17 protein-coding genes and 1 riboswitch are annotated in these 17,886 nt (G+C 45.7%); of the genes, 10 read left to right on the top strand and 7 right to left on the bottom strand.

The window, feature by feature from the left end:
* Positions 1–374 precede the first annotated feature (374 nt).
* Together M3636_RS20580 and M3636_RS20575 are read left to right on the top strand one after the other, a co-directional pair.
* Positions 375–1,349 carry a M15 family metallopeptidase gene (locus M3636_RS20580; RefSeq protein ID WP_251383834.1) on the top strand — a complete coding sequence of 325 codons (975 nt, stop codon included), beginning with the start codon at positions 375–377 and terminating at the stop codon, positions 1,347–1,349.
* Positions 1,350–1,634: 285 nt separating this feature from the next.
* Positions 1,635–2,030, top strand: a complete 396-nt coding sequence (locus tag M3636_RS20575) for a RidA family protein (protein WP_251383833.1) — start codon at positions 1,635–1,637, stop codon at positions 2,028–2,030.
* 124 nt (positions 2,031–2,154) lie between these two features.
* On the opposite strand, the gene M3636_RS20570 is transcribed toward M3636_RS20575, so the two are convergent.
* A complete protein-coding gene (locus M3636_RS20570; RefSeq protein ID WP_251383832.1) occupies positions 2,155–3,252 on the bottom strand; it encodes a copper amine oxidase N-terminal domain-containing protein in 1,098 nt (365 codons plus the stop codon).
* A 356-nt stretch (positions 3,253–3,608) separates the two neighbouring features.
* On the opposite strand from M3636_RS20570, the gene M3636_RS20565 reads away from it, so the two are divergent.
* Positions 3,609–4,679 carry a Gfo/Idh/MocA family protein gene (locus M3636_RS20565; RefSeq protein WP_251383831.1) on the top strand — a complete coding sequence of 357 codons (1,071 nt, stop codon included), beginning with the start codon at positions 3,609–3,611 and terminating at the stop codon, positions 4,677–4,679.
* Between the two features lie 94 nt (positions 4,680–4,773).
* Here the strand turns inward: M3636_RS20565 and M3636_RS20560 are convergent, their stop codons facing one another.
* From M3636_RS20560 to M3636_RS20550, 3 genes are all read right to left on the bottom strand, one after another.
* The gene (locus M3636_RS20560; RefSeq protein ID WP_251383830.1) at positions 4,774–5,142 is read right to left on the bottom strand and encodes a hypothetical protein; all 369 of its coding nucleotides are present in this window, start codon (positions 5,140–5,142) and stop codon (positions 4,774–4,776) included.
* A 154-nt stretch (positions 5,143–5,296) separates the two neighbouring features.
* Positions 5,297–5,482, bottom strand: coding sequence for a hypothetical protein (locus M3636_RS20555; protein ID WP_251383829.1), 186 nt, complete (start codon positions 5,480–5,482; stop codon positions 5,297–5,299).
* Between the two features lie 304 nt (positions 5,483–5,786).
* Positions 5,787–6,188, bottom strand: coding sequence for a hypothetical protein (locus tag M3636_RS20550; protein ID WP_251383828.1), 402 nt, complete (start codon positions 6,186–6,188; stop codon positions 5,787–5,789).
* Positions 6,189–6,377: 189 nt separating this feature from the next.
* On the opposite strand from M3636_RS20550, the gene M3636_RS20545 reads away from it, so the two are divergent.
* The 3 genes from M3636_RS20545 (at position 6,378) to M3636_RS20535 (ending at position 9,562) form a co-directional block, all read left to right on the top strand.
* Positions 6,378–7,196 (top strand): MerR family transcriptional regulator, encoded by an 819-nt coding sequence (locus M3636_RS20545; RefSeq protein ID WP_251383827.1) that lies wholly within the window; start codon positions 6,378–6,380, stop codon positions 7,194–7,196.
* A gap of 19 nt (positions 7,197–7,215) precedes the next feature.
* The gene (locus M3636_RS20540) at positions 7,216–8,394 is read left to right on the top strand and encodes an MFS transporter (protein WP_251383826.1); all 1,179 of its coding nucleotides are present in this window, start codon (positions 7,216–7,218) and stop codon (positions 8,392–8,394) included.
* 322 nt (positions 8,395–8,716) lie between these two features.
* The gene (locus M3636_RS20535) at positions 8,717–9,562 is read left to right on the top strand and encodes a P-loop NTPase family protein (protein ID WP_251383825.1); all 846 of its coding nucleotides are present in this window, start codon (positions 8,717–8,719) and stop codon (positions 9,560–9,562) included.
* A 140-nt stretch (positions 9,563–9,702) separates the two neighbouring features.
* Here the strand turns inward: M3636_RS20535 and M3636_RS20530 are convergent, their stop codons facing one another.
* A complete protein-coding gene (locus M3636_RS20530) occupies positions 9,703–12,273 on the bottom strand; it encodes a UvrD-helicase domain-containing protein (protein WP_251383824.1) in 2,571 nt (856 codons plus the stop codon).
* 581 nt (positions 12,274–12,854) lie between these two features.
* Here M3636_RS20530 and M3636_RS20525 point away from each other — a divergent pair.
* Positions 12,855–13,646: a zinc ribbon domain-containing protein gene (locus M3636_RS20525; RefSeq protein ID WP_251383823.1), complete on the top strand. Its 792-nt coding sequence runs from the start codon at positions 12,855–12,857 to the stop codon at positions 13,644–13,646.
* Between the two features lie 71 nt (positions 13,647–13,717).
* Positions 13,718–14,521, top strand: coding sequence for a TrmB family transcriptional regulator (locus M3636_RS20520; protein WP_128104280.1), 804 nt, complete (start codon positions 13,718–13,720; stop codon positions 14,519–14,521).
* 191 nt (positions 14,522–14,712) lie between these two features.
* Here M3636_RS20520 and M3636_RS20515 read toward each other — a convergent pair whose 3' ends face one another.
* Positions 14,713–15,441: an NUDIX hydrolase gene (locus tag M3636_RS20515; protein ID WP_251383822.1), complete on the bottom strand. Its 729-nt coding sequence runs from the start codon at positions 15,439–15,441 to the stop codon at positions 14,713–14,715.
* A gap of 76 nt (positions 15,442–15,517) precedes the next feature.
* On the opposite strand from M3636_RS20515, the gene M3636_RS20510 reads away from it, so the two are divergent.
* Positions 15,518–15,820, top strand: a complete 303-nt coding sequence (locus M3636_RS20510) for a hypothetical protein (RefSeq protein WP_095291879.1) — start codon at positions 15,518–15,520, stop codon at positions 15,818–15,820.
* 308 nt (positions 15,821–16,128) lie between these two features.
* On the opposite strand, the gene mscL is transcribed toward M3636_RS20510, so the two are convergent.
* A complete protein-coding gene (mscL, locus tag M3636_RS20505; RefSeq protein WP_145407898.1) occupies positions 16,129–16,623 on the bottom strand; it encodes a large conductance mechanosensitive channel protein MscL in 495 nt (164 codons plus the stop codon).
* A 263-nt stretch (positions 16,624–16,886) separates the two neighbouring features.
* A riboswitch (purine riboswitch) is annotated at positions 16,887–16,986 on the top strand.
* Positions 16,987–17,298: 312 nt separating this feature from the next.
* On the opposite strand from mscL, the gene M3636_RS20500 reads away from it, so the two are divergent.
* On the top strand, positions 17,299–17,886 hold the full coding sequence (locus M3636_RS20500) for a xanthine phosphoribosyltransferase (RefSeq protein ID WP_128100112.1): 588 nt from the start codon (positions 17,299–17,301) through the stop codon (positions 17,884–17,886).

Raw genomic sequence — 17,886 nt, 5'->3', positions numbered from 1 at the left:
GCAAGGCGTTAAGCGGGGAGATCGTAGATCATCCCTGCTTATTTGTCATGGTCAGCACCTAGGCTCCCATTTGACATTTAGCGGGAATTTCCAATGAGGCGCTTGGAACGACAGCAACTGGGATTGGGCTATAAAAGGCTGAAAAACAGCCTAATATGCAGATCATCCCATCTGGGGTAATAATGAGTTCGGGTGAAGGGAGTCTTTGGCGGTGGAGCTTCGCCCGCATATAAGGTATACTGTCGCAGGGGAAGAATGCTTTGCTGCGGATTCCCCTAAACTTAACAGTTTGCAATATATGAGGTTGTTCAAAAAATCCGCTTTTGATTACTTTGAACACGCACTATAATTTGGATGGCGATAGGAGTTTTTACATGAAATCACGTACAGGCAGACAACGGAGCATCACTGTGATGCTGTCCTCATTTATATTATGCGGCATGTTGCTATCAGCTTGTCAGGACGGTTCGAGTGCGAATGAGAGCCAGAATCCAAGCACAGCAGGCAACACACAGCAGGAATCGGATGGCACAACCATTCATTTTACAGATGATACGGAAACAGATGGTAGCACTCCTAATGAGGGGCAGGATACCCCAGCTACAGACAGCAATGAGGAAACAGATAGCGGTTCAGATGCAGCGTCAGAAGGCGAGAACCAAGGTTCCTCGGCCGATGGCAATGAAGCGACAGCGGATGATCCTGTGATGCAAGAGCGTAGTGTCAGTGCATTACAAAATACAATTGATAGTCAATCGGTTGTGACCAATGCGGAGGCGATGACTGTGATTGTCAACAAACAGCGTAGCTTGCCGGAAGGTTATGAGCCGAGTGACCTCGTTGAACCGAATGTGAAGTTTTCTTTTGACGAGCCACACGAGAAGCGGCACATGCGTAAGGAAGCTGCGGGGGCATTGGAGGAGCTGTTTGCAGGTGCCAAAGCGGACGGTATTGAACTTCGTGCCGTGTCTGGCTATCGTTCGTATCAACGCCAAGTATCGATCTACAACAATAATGTCAAAACCAAAGGTGAAGCATATGCTTCGCGTGTAAGTGCCGTGCCAGGTCGAAGCGAGCATCAGACTGGCCTTGCCATTGATGTGTCCAGTCCAAGTGTGGGCAATGTGCTTGAAGAAGTATTTGGATCATCGAAAGAAGGTCAATGGCTGGATGAGCATGCCGCTGAATACGGTTATGTGATTCGTTATCCCGAAGGCGAGGAGGATGTGACGGGTTATGTTTATGAACCATGGCACATTCGCTACGTAGGTAAGGAACTGGCGCAAGACATCGTGAAGAGTGGATTAACCCTCGAAGAATACTTTGATGAAGCAAATATCAAGTTGTAATGGTGTAGCCCGTCTAATCTAGATAACTTATGTAAGCCCTTATAGAGGTTGTTCAAAAAGCCGAAAACCATCCTTTTTGAACACGAACTTATACAAACATGGAATGATCCAATCGTTCCTGTTTGTGCAGGGCTTTTTTGTTTTTTTCATAGAGGTTTTAAATTTTTACATACATTTTGTGTTCGTGCAGTGCGGAGTAGTGAAGCTTGAAATGAATGGTCTAGAACGACGAAAGTTGGTATAGTTAGGAAAATAAATATGATGATAAAGCGAGGGAAATAGAGCATGAGCAGACAGCAGGTGTTTACGGGTTCTCCTTGGGAGCCGCTTGTCGGTTATTGCCGGGCGATTAGAGTAGGCAACCGGATTGAAGTGGCAGGCACAACGGCGATGCAGGATGGTGTTGTGGTTGGCGCGGGTGATCCTTATGCGCAGACCAGATTTATTTTGCAGACGATTGAGAAGGCATTGCAAGAATTGGGTGCTAATCTCACCAATGTTGTGCGAACTCGAATGTTTGTCACGGATATCTCTCGATGGGAAGAAGTAGGTAAGGCGCACGGGGAGTTTTTTGGACAGATCCAGCCTGTTGCCACCATGGTTGAAGTTAGTGCTCTTATTGATCCTTTGCTTATGGTAGAGATCGAGGTTGAGGCTGTAATCGAGTCTGAGAAAGCGTGAAAAAATAGAAAATAACCTTACCCTGTCCCCAAAAGGACAAGCGGGTAAGGTTATTTTGCTTTCTTACCATTACTAAAAGGTATGCTAGAAGTAGTCTACCTTCAGGTGAGCGTGCAAAATCTTATTATTTTGCTTGCTCAGCGTCCGCTTGTCCATCTGTTTGAGGCTGAACGTCGGATATCTCTAACACCACTTTCCAGGCTGTTCCGATCGGTGGGAGACTACGCGTCAGTACAGGGCTGTAAAATCCAATGACTTTAGCACCCTCTGTCAGCTCGGTTAGCTCCACAGGGTTCCCTTCGTGATCTACAAGCTGTGTCTCTTCCGTAATATTCAAAATAACATGATCCGGACCTGTCTCTGTCAGTCGTGTGCCGGATATTTCGATCTGTGTATTACCCGCTGTAGTTTGAACGCGTTCAACTGTACCTGCTGTACCCAGAACCTCTAGGGGTGGTGTCTCAGCTTCTGACCCAGCTACATCCAATACCGTGATTTGATAGGTTGGTGTTTGTGGTGGTAAGCTGCGCGTAGTAATCGTGGAATGTACAGCTTCTACATTCATCCCTAGAGTGAGATCGCCCAGTGAAATCTCCTTACCTTCAGCGGATTTGAATACGGTATCATCATTGAGGTTAAGAACGATTCCGTCTTGACCAGCACCACCAATTTGCACAGATGGATAGCTACCGTCCTTATGAATTCTCGTAATAACGCCACGTTCGGTCACATTTTTCACTGCTTCCTCCGACACAATCGTTACCGTGTTTCCGCTGGTCGTCACCTGAGCATGGAGAACCTTCTCGGCAAATGAAGCAGGAACATACAATATGCCATTGATGATTTCCGGTGCTGCCCCTAGTGTGAGTAGCATCTTATTCACGGAATATTGATCCTGCCCTGTGACTACACGTGTCCATGAGTTACCTTGCGTTAATTCAGCAGACTTGTCTGCTTTGTTCCAATCGAGCTCATAGCCTAAAGCTTCGGTAAGGCTCCGTAGTGCCAGCATTGGCTCTTTATCCGCTGTAGCCTTATAGCCATCAGCTATAGATACACCGTTAACAAGTACTTTAATCGTAGAGGACTGATTCGCTTGATCTGCTGCTGTAATGAGGGGAGCGGGCTGTGTTGTGTTTGGAGTGGCTGCCAACGCCGATCCTCCACCCAAAGCTAAGGAGAGTGCCATAAGGGCACTTATTTTTTTCGTGTTGTTGTTCATAGTTGATCTTCCCTTCTATTCTAGATTGATTCGCATTAAGTATTATTTTCAAACCAGCTTTCATGTTCTAGACGGGATATGTTGCTCCAGTGTTGCACTTTAGGACGCATTAGCGGGCGATATCTGTTCAATATAGTGTCAAAACGTCTGTTAGTTGAATCCAATGTTATCCAGAATAAATGGAAAGTTTACTCAACTATCAGGTTACGCCGAACCAGATCAGGTTAAATTCAAGTAAGTGGAAATTTCTGCGAGAGCTAGTTTGTCGCACGGTCTGGTTGGACGTAGCGTATTGATCCAGCCCAACTGCGGGCACAATAGTGACTACAGGTTTGGAAAAGGAAGGGAGGATGAAGATGAGCACCAAACAAATGCTGCACATCGGTATGATCGGAACAGGCTCCATTTCAGATCTGCATATGAGGTGTTATGCCAAGAATCCTAACGCGGTGATCTATGCCATCTGTGATTTGAATGAACAGCGTGCAACAGCGGCAGCCCAGAAGTATGAGGCACAGTCGGTGTATACCGATTATCGTGAAATGTTGAAAGACCCACATGTAGACGCCGTAAGTATCTGTACGTGGAATAATACACATGCTGATTTTGCCATCGCCGCCCTTAAGGCAGGTAAACACGTCTTGTTGGAGAAGCCCGTGGCGACCAATGTGGAAGATGCGTTACGGATTGAAGAAGCGGTGAAGAGCAGTGGATGTACCTTCGTTGTGGGGTTTGTCAGGCGGTATGATAACAACATGCAAATGCTTCATCAATTCATTCAGGCTGGAGAGTTTGGCGAACTGTACTATGCGAAGGCTTCTATTCTGCGGCGTTTAGGTAATCCTGGAGGCTGGTTTGCCGACAAAAATAGATCCGGTGGTGGCCCACTTATTGATCTGGGTGTACATATTATTGATCAGTGCTGGTATCTGATGGGGCGTCCGAAGCCTGTATCAGTCAGTGGCAATACGTATTATAAGCTGGGGAATCGGGCTAATATTGAACATCTGTCCTTTTATAAAGCCGCTGATTATAGCTCTGCCGTGAACAATGTGGAGGATATGGCGAATGCCTTAATTCGTTTTGAGAATGGCGCATCACTGGCAGTGGATGTGAGTTTCACTCTACATGCGCGCAGCGATGAATCATCCGTTAAATTATACGGGGAGCGTGGTGGATTCGAGCTGGAGCCGGAAACGCTGATTGTTACAGAGAAAAATAATACGATCCTTAACATAGAGCCGCAAGCCGATAATCCAGGTCTGCATATGCATACCGCTTTTCAGAATCAGATTGATCACTTTGTAGATTGTTGCCTGAATGGAACCGAGCCAATCAGCCCAATCGCCGATGGGGTCGCCTCCACCCGGATGTTATGCGCAATTTATGAGTCCGCAGAGAAGGGGCATGAGATTCGTCTGGACTAAGGGCGCAGAATGCAACGCCAAAAAGCATGCCACATCCCCATCGCGTGCGGGAGATGCATGCTTTTTAGGTGTCGGTTCGTTCATTCGGCTGCTATTATTTATTTAACGGTGAATCCTCATACCCGGGATCTTCATAATCCGTATCCTGCAGCCGGGACAGCACATTCATGCTCTCTATGGATTGCCGAGTGTCCGACGTGCCGTGGTCATATAGAAATGTGTATAACAAGGTCATCCCATCCGAAAATTGCGCTGTCGCTTCATCGTGATCTGCGGATTTATAAGGCACCGGAGCTCGCTGCAGTGTGTATGCATCATCCTCCTCTAGTACCTTCATCAGATCTTTTAACTGAACAAGCTCTTCATCGTCCACCACGACTTCAAAAGGTGTTGATTCATGACGTTCGCGTTCAATCAGATTGTGACTTACCGAGACATAATAATGATGTTTGCCTTCCTGCATTTGTTTAACCTCCATTCCAAAATGGAAATATCATCCTTCTACTGTTAATAAACAGCAGGTTCTATCCTGAAACGAATATCAAACGCATCGTCAGATCCCTTTAACCAAGGTCTGCCTTGATCATTATACCCCTGGATACGAACCATCCATCTCGTTAGGGTTGTCCTCGTTTACTTTTATTCTGGTTGGATTGAATTACTTGCACGAGTTGTGATAAGGAATGATCCAAACGATCCAGCTTGTCACCAATCGTTTGCAGCACATAGCGGATTAATATAAAACATAACGTCACAGGAAATCCTATGTTAGTGACCAGCGAGATGATGTCGGTTGTTTGCATCCGCTCTTCCCTCCTCTCTAATGGCTTTGTATATAGGGAAGAAATATCAAGGAAAGTACAACCCAGATCCCTAACAATGGTTAAAGAATCTCTGCATTCATAGCTCTATATCTTCATCCGAAATTTCTGATAACAAGGTCATTCTTTAGTTGTAAAGGATGCTTTGAAATCTCCCTATGTTATGAAGGGGAAATAAGTGAACTAGAGATTGGACTTATCTTGCCCAACTAAATGGATAAGGAGATGTATCTATGGCAACCGATAGCAGCAGTGTACATACAGATTGTGAGCTTCATAATAGTGATTACGTTGTATATCTTGCATGTACGATATCTTCTATTTGTTTATTATAATTGTCTTCGGGAGCAGATAAGGATATGTATATCAGTAATACGTTTCCCGTTTGATAAACGTAGGAGGGCGCATTGAATAGTTGCTCTACATTTAACTCTTTAGAAGCTTCAATACGTTGTTCCTCCGATTCATAAACGTAAATATAGAGGCTATCATCCAATAATTCATAGACACTCGGCTTAACGTTTAAGATCTCCGGATAGTTGTCATCAGCTTGAGGCTTAAGGTGGAGCTCGGCATCTTCAAATCGTTGAGTAATGTTGTCTAAACTATACACTTTGGTGTTGTTGCTACAAGCTGTAAATAGCAGAATCATTAGAATGGACAGGAACAGTAACGCTTTGTTTTTCATAATCATGACACTCTCCGATCTCAATTTTACTTTTACTATTTTACCAAAGGTTGTGCCAGAACGATTGAACTATACTTCTATATTTGTTGGCGCTATAAGCGAAAGATTACTTTAATTCGCAACCCTTGACTTTCCCCTATACGGGAGACTGTATACTCACATTATGTTGTGGAATGGAGGTGATATTTTTTGTTCAAAATCAGTGCATTTTCCAGGCTCAGTAAGGTCTCCTTAAAAACACTGCGTTATTACGACCAGATTGGCATACTTAAGCCACGAAAGGTAGATCACGATACAGGTTATCGTTATTATTCGGCGGATCAGCTTCTTGAGCTTAACCGAATCTTGATGTATAAGGAACTAGGTTTCACACTGCCACAGATCTCACAGTTGCTTCAAGAAGATATTACATTGGAGAATATTCAAGGCATGTTTAAGCTGAAGCGAAGTGAGATTCAACAAATGATCGATACAGAGCAGGCTAAACTCCTTCGAATTGAGGAACGTATGAAGCTAATTGAACAAGAGGGGCAATTGGAAACAGAGCAAGAGATTAGAATTAGGGCGGAAGGTGCCCAATCATTCCTTTATCAGAAGGCATGTGGGCGGGAAGAGGATATCCCGAACCTGATTCGTCACATGGATCAATCCATCACCAAGGACATTCGTGGATGTATTCAAGGTCCTCAGGTTGTCCTGTGGAGAGAAATCGAAGGCCAAGAGGATGAGTTTGAATTTGAAGTGGGTTACTTTTTGACCTGCGAGCTGCGTACATCCCCCGAGCCATTCGAGCTACGAGCCCTTCCTGCTGAGCCAATGATGGCTACGATGGTTTTTCATTCGGATTCAACGTTTGATGGTGCCGCCTGTGTTCATTTAGCGAAATGGATTGAAGCCAACAACTATCAGATCAATGAGAATGAAGCGGGCAGAGAGCTATATTTACCGTTATCACCAGAACAAGATGCTCAGTGTATAGAGATACAGATTCCAATTCGAACGAGATAACAGAAGAAGGTGAAGTGAGTTGAAGAACAAAGGGATTATTTATATTCTGGCACTGGCTGTTTTTCTAATCGGAACGATTGAATATATTATTACAGGCGTCATTGAAATGATTGCTGCAGACTTGGGCGTACCAACCTCCGAAGCTGGGTTACTGGTAACGGTATTTGCTCTGGCCGCAGCTATTGTTGCTCCGATTATGATCACACTTACGATCAATGTTGATCGTAAGAAATTGCTAATGACGACCCTTGGTGTGTTTATTGCGAGTAACGGACTTATGTTCATAGATCTTACTTATGAAGCTGTACTATGGATACGAATTGTACAAGGGGCAAGTGGTGGCATGGCTACCGTGGTAGCGATGGCGGTGGCGACACGACTCGTTGAACAAGAGCGAAGAGGCAATGCGATCGGAATCATTCTGATGGGGCTTAGCAGCTCGCTAGTGCTGGGTGTGCCAATCGGTACATTTTTTAGTGAGATGTTTGGATGGAGAGTTCTGTTTATTCTAATTGGTGTATTAAGTATTATTCCGTTGCTGATCATCTATAAGAAGGTTCCGTCAATTAAAGAAGAAGAGAAGGCTAGCCTTAGCATGCAGCTTTCTATTATAAAAAATCCGACTATTCTGACCGCTTTGCTTGTTACATTATTGTACGTCGGCGGCTACGCTACACTATTTACGTATATTACACCTTTCTTGCAGGCGACATCGTCACTTTCCATGGCCGAGATTAGCGGGGTTCTCTTCCTGGCGGGCATTTGCAGCTTTGTCGGTTCTAAAATAGGCGGGCAATTGGCTGATGCCAGAGGTGTGAAATTCACTGTTTTCCTGGGGCTGATTTTACAAGGCGTTACGCTGCTTTTATTTGCTCTAGCTGGAGTTAATCTAATCGTATTAATCTTGGTCTTAATGATCTTTATGTTGGCAACGTGGAGCATTTCTCCAGCGCAGCAACTATATCTGGTTAAACTAGCACCTCGCAATCCGGATATTGCCCTGAGCGTAAATACATCGTTCATTCAATTTGGCTTTGCACTTGGATCTGGATTAGGCGGGCTTGTCATCAGCCGTACCTCTGTCCTGTATTTGAATTGGCTGGGTTTCGCCTCTGTAGGTATAGCCTTGCTTCTTGCTACTGTACTGTTCACGAAAAGGAGCAGAGCTGAAACTTCTATCGCTACGAAATCTCTATGATTCGAATGCGATTGTAGGATTCTATTCATGATGGTAATATTAGTCATGAGATGCATACAAAGGAGCATATACCTGATCATGTGGACTACTCTGTAAAGATAAATTATTTGAAAATATGCCGATAAACGTTTGTTGAAAAAGCTCGCTGTACAACGTTTTATTTGGTATCTTTTCTAATCATCTTACAGGGTATGCAGGTAAGGTATGTCATAAACCATACTGCGGATACCTTTGGGTATCCGTTTTTAGTTATATGGATAAATGCATCTCCATTGGAATCTTACCTGCCGATCCTCCTTAATATGAAACGGAGGAACATCGTATGCAACCAAAATTAGTTCTCATAGAGGGTTTACCCGGCTTTGGCAAAACAACAACGGCTCAGCTCGTTCATGACATTCTTATCGATATGAACATCAATACGCAGTTATTTTTGGAAGGGAATTTGGATCATCCTGCGGATTATGATGGTGTTGCTTGTTTTAACGATTATGAGTACCAGGAATTATTACTTGATCATGCGGAGTTTAGCGACTTATTGCGTACACATCTCATGAAGCAAGGTAACCATTATTTTTTGACATATCGCAAATTAATGAATGACGTTGGAGCAACTATTCCAAAGGAACTCATCGATAACATCTTTAAATATGACATTTATGAATTGCCGTTAGCGCAGAATAGAGAGCGGATTACGGAAAAATGGGAGCAGTTTGCTAAGCATAGTATGAACGGCACAGACACGTATATTTTTGATTGCTGTTTTATACAGAACCCTGTGACCATCGGGATGATTAAGTACGGAGCAACCAATGAAGAGGTAATCAGTTATGTGAAGCAGCTAGCCTCCATTGTAGAACAACTGAATCCGTTGTTACTTTACGTAGATCAGGATGATCTTGATCATTCTTTCAGAAAGGCAGTCAAGGAGAGACCAGCAGCATGGTCAGAAGGTTTTATTGAATATTACACAAACCAGGGTTTTGGCTTGAATCACGGGTATCATGGGGTAGAAGGGGCGCTTCAGGTTCTTAAGGCTAGAAGGGAACTGGAAGAAACCATATATAACGACCTAAGTATCGCCAAGGAAAAAGTTAATAACTCTTCGTATGATTTAGATGCATATAAGCAACGTCTAGTGAAGATTTTAAAAGCACATTTCAGTTAGGGTGTGTCTTAAATCCAACTTACGTTAAGGATATTTTCTTACTACCTTTTCTCCGCGAAAATAATGCATAAAGCAAAAGAAAGCGGCTCCTAGTGGGTCTGCTTTCTTTTGCTTGTCATATATAGTTCAACGGCTGTTATCTATCGCCCGTATCTTCCTGTCATAGGAACCTGGCGAGTACTCGCCTCCATGGCTCCCGAACACAAGGGGCATGGCGGCGGGCCGGATTTGGTATTTTTGGATGCCTTGGCAGAAGGTACTGCTGGTTTCTGACGTAGCCAGGCTTTACATGTCGATGAGCTACATTTCCAGATCGCCACAGTTTCCATACGTTCCGAGTGACCTGAGGTATGCGATCCTGTACTTGAAGAGGATGAGCTCTGAGCTTGCTTAACACCTGCCGTGCTGAACGCTTTATGGTTACGAACTTCGCCGCTGCCAAGCCGTTCTTTACGTGGGTGAAGTTCATCTTCCCGGTGGCGACGCTCATCATGCCCATTAGAGTGAATTGGGCGACGATGAAGCACATCACGATCTTCATTGCGTGAACCGGATCGGTAGCTCTGACCTTGGTTCTTGCCATAAGAACGCGAATTCTCCGTTCGATTACCCTCACTATTTTTACGTTTATCCGGAACCTCCATGCCGAATGCTTCCAGCAAAAATCGGGATACATCGGCAGGTTTACCATGGTGGCTGGCTGGAGAAGTAACGTATAAGAACTGTTTGGCACGTGTGATGGCAACATAGGCAAGCCGCCGTTCCTCTTCCAAAGCCATATCCAGCTCGCTCTCCGTTTGTTGTACAGTAAGAGCGGCCTTCTGATCCTCAGGCAGATCTTGTCGCAATGAAGAGCTGTGAGGAACGATACCTTCACTTGCACCAATCCAGTAGACACATGGGAATTCAAGACCTTTCGCACGATGGATGGTCATTAATTGAACCGCATCACTGTCCTGTGCTCGGCGTAGAGATTCCATCTCCCGATGTCTGCGCGAGAGCTCGTCTGCGAATTGAATGAATTCTTCTACTGTTTCGAATTTTTTGGCGGCTGCTTCGAATTCATCGAGTGTCTCCAGCATCGTTTCCCGATAGTGGGTGAAGATGCTAGGATCACCACTTTCCATATATTTGTCATAGAATTGACGGCGCATCTCCTGAATGGCAATGACAGGTTTCAGTTTCTGCAGTGATTTAATTAATTTGATACGTTCCTTGACCTGCTCCTGCTGAAATGGCTTCAGCTTGTCCCATTTCGCCAGATGGATCAATGGATACTTCTTCGCTTGTTGTTGTTCACTGCGTTGAATCCAATCTAATCCAGCATCACGGGACACGTAGAGCGGGCCGAGTGCGCTTGGTAGAGCATCTGCAGACCGTGGATCGAGAGACAGACGCATATGATCCATCAACGGTCTAATTAGCGATTGGTCATAGAATACCGGGGAAGCACCGTGCTGGACAAAAGGGATATCCTTCAGCACAAGCTGCTCGAATACGGCCCGGCTGCTGCTGGCTGTCCGGTGCAGAATTGCGATATCACGGTACGTATGCAGCCCTTCCTCTACCTGCTCACAGATCTGGTTCACGACCCATGCGGCTTCTTCCTCGGTATTGGACGGTGTGGCGAACCTTGGAGCGTCGCCTCGATGTCCAGCGGCACGCAGACGTTTGTCGCGTCGACGTTTGTTCTTCGCTACGAGTTCGCTGCCAAGCCCAAGGATGCGTGCATCACTGCGATAGTTAATATCTAGCGTCACAATGCGTGCGCCTGGGTATACTTTATCGAATTCTAATATGGACTCCTGCCGTGCACCATTAAATGTATAGATCGTCTGATCGTCGTCTCCAACGACCATCAAGTTACGATGAGCCGAGGCGAGCTTCTGCACAATCTCATATTGCAAATGATTCGTATCCTGGAATTCATCCACCATAATGTATTGAAAACGTCGCTGGAGTGGTCCCAGTACAGCAGGGTCACGTAATAATTCAGCAGCGCGCAGTAAAATATCGTCAAAATCGATCTTGTTACGTTCCTTCTTCCAGTTCTCGTACCCGAGAAGCACACGCTTCGCATCACGTTCTTCCTGCGACTTGTCGGGTAGATCAGCGGTCTGCGATCCTTGCATCTTCCATGCAGATAGCATGGCGAGTAGGCTCTCGGGCTGGAAGGCTTCGCTCATGCCGTACTGTCGTAGTAACATTTTGATGACGGTATGTTGGGCACGAGTTTCGCCAAAAATCTCCTCCTGAACGCCGTAATGACGCAGTAGCGTCAAGGCAAAGGAGTGAAACGTACGCGCCTGTACCGCTCTTGCGGCAGCAGGACGAATACCTGGCAAGGCGGCAATACGATCCTTCATCTCGGCCGCTGCTTTGTTCGTGAAAGTCACGAGCAGGATGCTGCCTGCGTGAACGCCGCTGACTTCCATTAAGTAGCCCGCTCGTGCTGCGAGCACAGTCGTTTTGCCACAGCCGGCTCCAGCTAAGGTCAATAATGGACCTCTGCCGTGACGAACTGCGGAGATTTGAGGGCCGTTCAGACGGATGCCAGCTTCCTCCAGAGAACGGAAATAAGGCGCATCCAGTTCATCCTTGCTTACAAGCTGCCGGCTGGTCTCCAGCGGAGCTGAAGGTGACTGGGGCAGGGATGCCGCCGGGGTAACCCCGAGCGGACGGGGGTAAAACGTTGAGTTCGGACTTAACATCATTCATCCACCTCTGTATACATTCAGGGATCGTCTATCCCGGTTCAAAAGTAATCCATTTGCCCTTTTCACAATCACATTGTAAATTGGTATGATAGGGTTAATCGCATCAGTGTCGGCGATATGCCGGGACAAAGTTTCATTATACCCGAACATATGGTCCTAACGAAAGCCCCCGAATTCATCCAGCATCGGCATAATACGGGCATTCGCGTAGGATTTCGCAACTTTTTGGCTACTTATCGTATAAGTTATATACCGAGCAATTTGCATAGATTTTATAGAATGAACTTGTTCATTACACGGGAACGGAGAGGACAGAAATAACGTTGAAGAAGCGAAGCGTTCGCCTTTGTCCCCGGATGTTTTCCTTGGAAAAGGGAATCAAAAAAAATCTGGGGATAAGAGCGATCGGAAAGTTATTCTGTCATCGGAGTAGCAAGTGTAATATTCTTTAGTACATTTTATATAGTAAGCAAGCTGCTCTATGAGAATGAAATGAACATAACATGTATGCGCAACGAAGAGATTCACTTGAATGAAACAAATTTGCGCCTGACGGGAATAGAGGAGGAGATGTCATGAAACTGCTTCAGCGAATTAAGAATGGAGCGAACAAAGCAACAGAACGTGCTCAGCATGCCGTGGAGATTGGAAAATTAAACAATCAGATCGTGGGCTTGCAACAGGAACAGGAAGTCCATTTTACAGATATGGGTCGAATTTTCTACGAGGGCTATCGCGCCCAAGATATGACACGTGCGGAGAAAGATATGGTCGATTTGTCGCATCTGTGTGACGAATTGCAAGATGAGATCGATAGCTTGCGCAGTAAAATTGCCGAGCTCAAAAATGAACGGTTATGCGAGTGTGGACACGTCGCTTCACTGGATGCGAACTTTTGTCCTAAATGTGGACGTAAGCTTGGGGATTTTAAACCAGCTGCTGCCGCAGCAGCACCTCCTTCTGCCAGACAAGAGGCTGCTGTTGCACAACAGCAGGTAGGAGAACCGGTCTATCACGCACCTGTTGAAGAAGAGCTGGAAGAAAATGAGCCATACCATACCGTCATTCCATCCATTGCTGACCTGGAGACGGATACCGAGTACAACAGCACGGAATTCACCCAGGAAGAGAAGGAAGCGTTCGACGCAGAGTGGGAACGTCGCCGGGAAGAAGAAATGCTGCGTGAGCGTGAACGCCAGCAGGAACTGGATGAACGCATTCGATACTGGAAAGAGAATAACCCAATTGTAGACACCGTGGAAGTACAGACCGAAGTGCCGCGCGAAATGGTGAATTGTCAGATCTGTGCATCAGAGCTGCCCAAAGGTTCCAAATGGTGCCCGCGCTGCGGAGCAGAACAGATCTGATGCAGTAGAAGCGCTGCCACATCATGAGTGGGTAGCAGTGCAGGTTGCTGACAGCATGGGGGGACGGGAATATGGACCAACTGCTGCATCATTTGCGTCATCTGGGATTTACGGAGATGGAATCAAAAATTATGGTGGAACTCGCCCGTCAAGGCTCAGCCTCAGGTTATGAGGTAGCGAAGCGACTGGGCGTGTCCCGTTCCAATGTGTATGCGACCCTGCAACGTTTAGAGCAGCGTGGATTCCTGCGTTGTAGTGCAGGCGAGCCAGCCAAGTACAGTGTGCTTAAGCCGGAGGAAATGACTCGGATGATCTCTGGGCAGATGCGAGATTCCCTTGACTATGTACAGAGCAGCATGCCGCAGCATGAACCAGAGAAGCCAGCCTTTTACAATATTGAAGGGGATAAGAAAGTGTTTGAGACCCTGAAACGGCAATTAGCTGAGGCGAAGCATGAAATTGTAATTGATGTTTGGCGCGAAGAAATAGAGTTGCTCCATGAGGATCTGCAGCAAGCTGAAAATCGTGGTGTACGTCTGTTGTGGTCATGTGAAGAAGGGGAAGGTATGCTGGAACAGCCGCTGCCTTGGCCTGGAATGCCGATCTATGCCGATGGTGAGGGGCGGAAGTTCTCACTTGTGGTGGATCGCTGCTGGTGCATGCTCGGTATGCGTGGTAAAGGGAGTGTTACGCAAGCAGTTGTCACAGAGCATCCTGTGATGACAGGACTGCTGCTGAATCATTTTGCACAAGATCTGGTATTATTCGAGCTGGAACAGGATATGGGAGAAACGCTGGAGGCTCGTTACGGGCGTCGTTATGAGCATCTCTCAGCACGATACTGGTCTAAGCCGGAAGATAATGGATCAACGTGATCCGAGTCTGTGCAGTTAATCGCTCACGAGTCATAGCTTTATAAATACCAGATAAGCAAAGCAGGCGCTGCCACACGGCAGACGCCTGTTTGCTTATCTGGTTAATCTTCGTATACCTTATGAATTAGAAATCAGTGGTATGAAGTTATGCTGTTCTTGGGAGAATGAAAATAGGAAAGAGGATGCCTACCTCACAAGGTGTTCGGTTTGCTAGGGGGTACGTCATACAGTGCTTCAAGTACTCGGATATAATAGTCCGCCCCATGAGGCACAAACTCATGAGCATACACCGTAACAGTCTCTCGAACAGCGGATGGGGATGAAGGTACATCGTCGCTTGCCCTTAGTTCGGTAAGTTCATCTGTGTTTTGATTCGTGGATGAAGCCAGCAACTCTGTCTCCATACGGATTCCGGTAGCCTCAATAGCTTCACGTTCACCGCGAATTAGAGCGAGTAGATCATCCAAAGCAACCTCATATAAGCCATGTACTTCGCTTGGCTGTAAGATGTAATCTTCAAGCGGCTGATTCAGACAGAGACCATACACAGCGCTGAATTCCCGATCTATAAATGGCACCCCGCGAACTTCTCCTTGAAGCTCCTGCTTCGCCGTGAGTAGATAAGTCAGAGTTTCGAATGCAGCCTGAACGCCTAGTTCTTCTTCTAATTCTCGACTTGCTTCATGAAGCTGTTCACCAGCAGTGAGGTGACCTGCGGCTGTAATGTCGTAGTAGAGGGGGAATGTATCCTTGATATCACGTCTTCGTTGAAAAAGAACCATTCGTTGAGCACCTTCGTCACGTACGATCCAACAATGGAATGAACGATGCCAATATCCTTTGGCATGAACTTCAGTTCGAGGTGCCGTGCCTAACCAATTTTGCTGATTGTCATAAAAATCGAAACGTTCTGGGGTCATGAAACGTATCTCCTTATATAGCAAGTTTTAAAGTTCAAAATTTCACAAAGTTTTATTAAGAAAGGGGAACCACCACATGGAATGCATTGTACACTTTCAAGTCATTTATCCGCAACCTCAAGAACGTAAAAGCCTTAGAGGACTCATCTTTGTAGGACAGGGACAGGAGCCGGCAAACAATCAGTTAACGACGATGTTCAAAGACATGGGATTCAATGTACGTTTGGAAGATGAAGCACAGCTATTGTTCAAACCGGTGGATGCTTCGGCCAACTTTGAGTATATTCGTGTAACTGAGCTTGATACCGGAGAAGAAGTCTATAAGGAAGATAAGGATCTAAAATCGATTCTGGAACACCTGTTACCCCGCCGCTTCTAAAAAAAGGCCCCACCGATCCGGTGAGACCTTTCTGAGAAGTAACAAGGAGCCGTTCTGCTCCGCCCCATCTGTCATCATACCTAAGGAATTAACGTGGGTGGGGAATTGATACGGACAGACAAGCTGAATTTTTTTACATAACCGTTGCACCATAGAATTTATCCGAACGATGGCAGTCGAGCAGAGATTACTTGAATAGCCCACCTGAATATCCGCCTCTGAAGAACCAGAGTAGAACATTCCTCTGAGGTGCGAAAAGGCTCGTCATGATGAAGTTACTTCGTTATGGCGAGCCTACTTGTGTTTCCTTAAGCAGGACTCCCGCTGCCTTCAGCTTCTAACTCTGATGTACAGTGGGAGCAACGAGTAGCTGCTGCTGGAATTTCGGATAGGCAGTATTTGCAAGCCTTGGTCGTTTTCTTCGGCTCAGGCTTTTTGTGTTCTTTGCTTTTGAGGTAATTAATACCTTTGACCAGCATGAAGATACAGAATGCCACAATAAGAAAATCAATCATAACGTTAATGAATTGACCATACGCAATCACGGTAGCGCCAGCTTCATTCGCTTGAGCGAGTGTTGTGATATCTTGTCCATTTGCCGTTTTTACATCTGGATCAAGATTGATAATCTTCTGGCTGAAATCGATGCCCCCCATTAGTTTGCCAACCGGTGGCATGATGATATCATTCACGAGGGAAGTCACAATTTTGCCAAAAGCAGCCCCGATAATAACCCCGACCGCCAGATCAATGACGTTGCCACGTACAGCAAATTCCTTGAATTCTTTAAGAACGCCTTTCATAGTTGCATGTCTCCTTTGACAGATAGTGTCGTTGCAAAAGTTGTTTTGAACCCGCTCTTCCGTTTTCATATTGTACATAAAAACGCCGTTTCAATCACCCCTGTAATGCAAATTAATACAACTTTCCGCAACTTCCATGAAAATACTTCTTTATTTCACGCGAGCAATTCGGTATACTTCTAACATTGTCAGTGAAGTTTAACTATATTTATTTACAGATTCACGATCATACATCGTTCAGAATCATGGGAATTATCGGTTCAAAAATTTAATACGCCGTTACTCGTATATGTGCAGGAATAGGCCTGCATGTCTCTACCCGATCACCGTAATGATCGGACTACGGGAAAGATCTGATATATCGTTAGTGTTATGAATGATGGAAATCCAAAATAGGCAAAGCATAGCGCTCATCGCGAGCGTCCGTGTGAGTCATTAACTTGTTCTTTGTGCTCTAGCTCAATATGCATATTTGAAAAGGCACGCAATAAGCGTGGGACTCCATCCGCAATATCATTCGAAATTTCAGTTCCAATGGCTTGTCATATATGTACAAGTCTGTCTTTCCTGTCTCCGGTTCAACCGCAGCGGTGGAAGGCGGGCTTTTTGTTTTTTGCAGCCACAAGGGAAGAGCATGTAGAACCGGCTGTGCGAGAGGCACAAGGAGAGAACAACATGCAATTGCTAAAAGATAAGGTAAGACAGGAAGGCATTGTGCTGTCTGAACAAGTCCTGAAAGTGGACTCATTTTTGAACCATCAGATGGACCCGGTTCTCATGAAGGAAGTAGGTAAGGAATTTATTCGCCGCTTCGAAGGAGAGAATATCACACGTGTGCTTACGATCGAATCCTCGGGTATAGCCCCAGGTATTATGACTGCGTTAGAACTTAATGTACCGCTGATTTTTGCACGGAAGCAGAAGTCACTTACACTTACAGAAGATATCCTGGTCGAGAAGGTGTATTCATTCACGAAGCAGGAGACCAATGAGATTACCGTTGCCAAAAAGTTCATGCAGCCAGGTGATCGCGTACTTATTATCGATGATTTCTTGGCGAATGGTGAGGCGGCATTTGGACTGGCACGCATCGTAGAGCAGGTTGGAGCCGAAGTCGTTGGTATCGGAATCGTAATCGAGAAAGCCTTCCAGCCAGGCGGACGCTTGCTTCAAGAAGCAGGATATCGGGTTGAATCACTAGTTCGCATTGGAGCTCTGTCGAACGGACAGGTTACATTTGCGGATGAGGAGGGCACGAACTGA

The organism is Paenibacillus sp. MER 99-2 (genome assembly GCF_023714095.1).
Lineage (GTDB): Bacteria > Bacillota > Bacilli > Paenibacillales > Paenibacillaceae > Paenibacillus.
The sequence above is the reverse complement of the archived record's forward strand: the minus strand, read 5'-3'. Positions and strand labels throughout refer to the sequence as shown.

Excerpts from the sequence above, each read along its gene's own strand:
- M3636_RS20580 (WP_251383834.1), top strand. The coding sequence starts at position 375 with ATGAAATCACGTACAGGCAGACAACGGAGCATCACTGTGATGCTGTCC.
- M3636_RS20575 (WP_251383833.1), top strand. The coding sequence starts at position 1,635 with ATGAGCAGACAGCAGGTGTTTACGGGTTCTCCTTGGGAGCCGCTTGTC.
- M3636_RS20570 (WP_251383832.1), bottom strand. The coding sequence starts at position 3,252 with ATGAACAACAACACGAAAAAAATAAGTGCCCTTATGGCACTCTCCTTA.
- M3636_RS20565 (WP_251383831.1), top strand. The coding sequence starts at position 3,609 with ATGAGCACCAAACAAATGCTGCACATCGGTATGATCGGAACAGGCTCC.
- M3636_RS20560 (WP_251383830.1), bottom strand. The coding sequence starts at position 5,142 with ATGCAGGAAGGCAAACATCATTATTATGTCTCGGTAAGTCACAATCTG.
- M3636_RS20555 (WP_251383829.1), bottom strand. The coding sequence starts at position 5,482 with ATGCAAACAACCGACATCATCTCGCTGGTCACTAACATAGGATTTCCT.
- M3636_RS20550 (WP_251383828.1), bottom strand. The coding sequence starts at position 6,188 with ATGAAAAACAAAGCGTTACTGTTCCTGTCCATTCTAATGATTCTGCTA.
- M3636_RS20535 (WP_251383825.1), top strand. The coding sequence starts at position 8,717 with ATGCAACCAAAATTAGTTCTCATAGAGGGTTTACCCGGCTTTGGCAAA.
- M3636_RS20530 (WP_251383824.1), bottom strand. The coding sequence starts at position 12,273 with ATGTTAAGTCCGAACTCAACGTTTTACCCCCGTCCGCTCGGGGTTACC.
- M3636_RS20525 (WP_251383823.1), top strand. The coding sequence starts at position 12,855 with ATGAAACTGCTTCAGCGAATTAAGAATGGAGCGAACAAAGCAACAGAA.
- M3636_RS20520 (WP_128104280.1), top strand. The coding sequence starts at position 13,718 with ATGGACCAACTGCTGCATCATTTGCGTCATCTGGGATTTACGGAGATG.
- M3636_RS20515 (WP_251383822.1), bottom strand. The coding sequence starts at position 15,441 with ATGACCCCAGAACGTTTCGATTTTTATGACAATCAGCAAAATTGGTTA.
- M3636_RS20510 (WP_095291879.1), top strand. The coding sequence starts at position 15,518 with ATGGAATGCATTGTACACTTTCAAGTCATTTATCCGCAACCTCAAGAA.
- mscL (WP_145407898.1), bottom strand. The coding sequence starts at position 16,623 with ATGAAAGGCGTTCTTAAAGAATTCAAGGAATTTGCTGTACGTGGCAAC.
- M3636_RS20500 (WP_128100112.1), top strand. The coding sequence starts at position 17,299 with ATGCAATTGCTAAAAGATAAGGTAAGACAGGAAGGCATTGTGCTGTCT.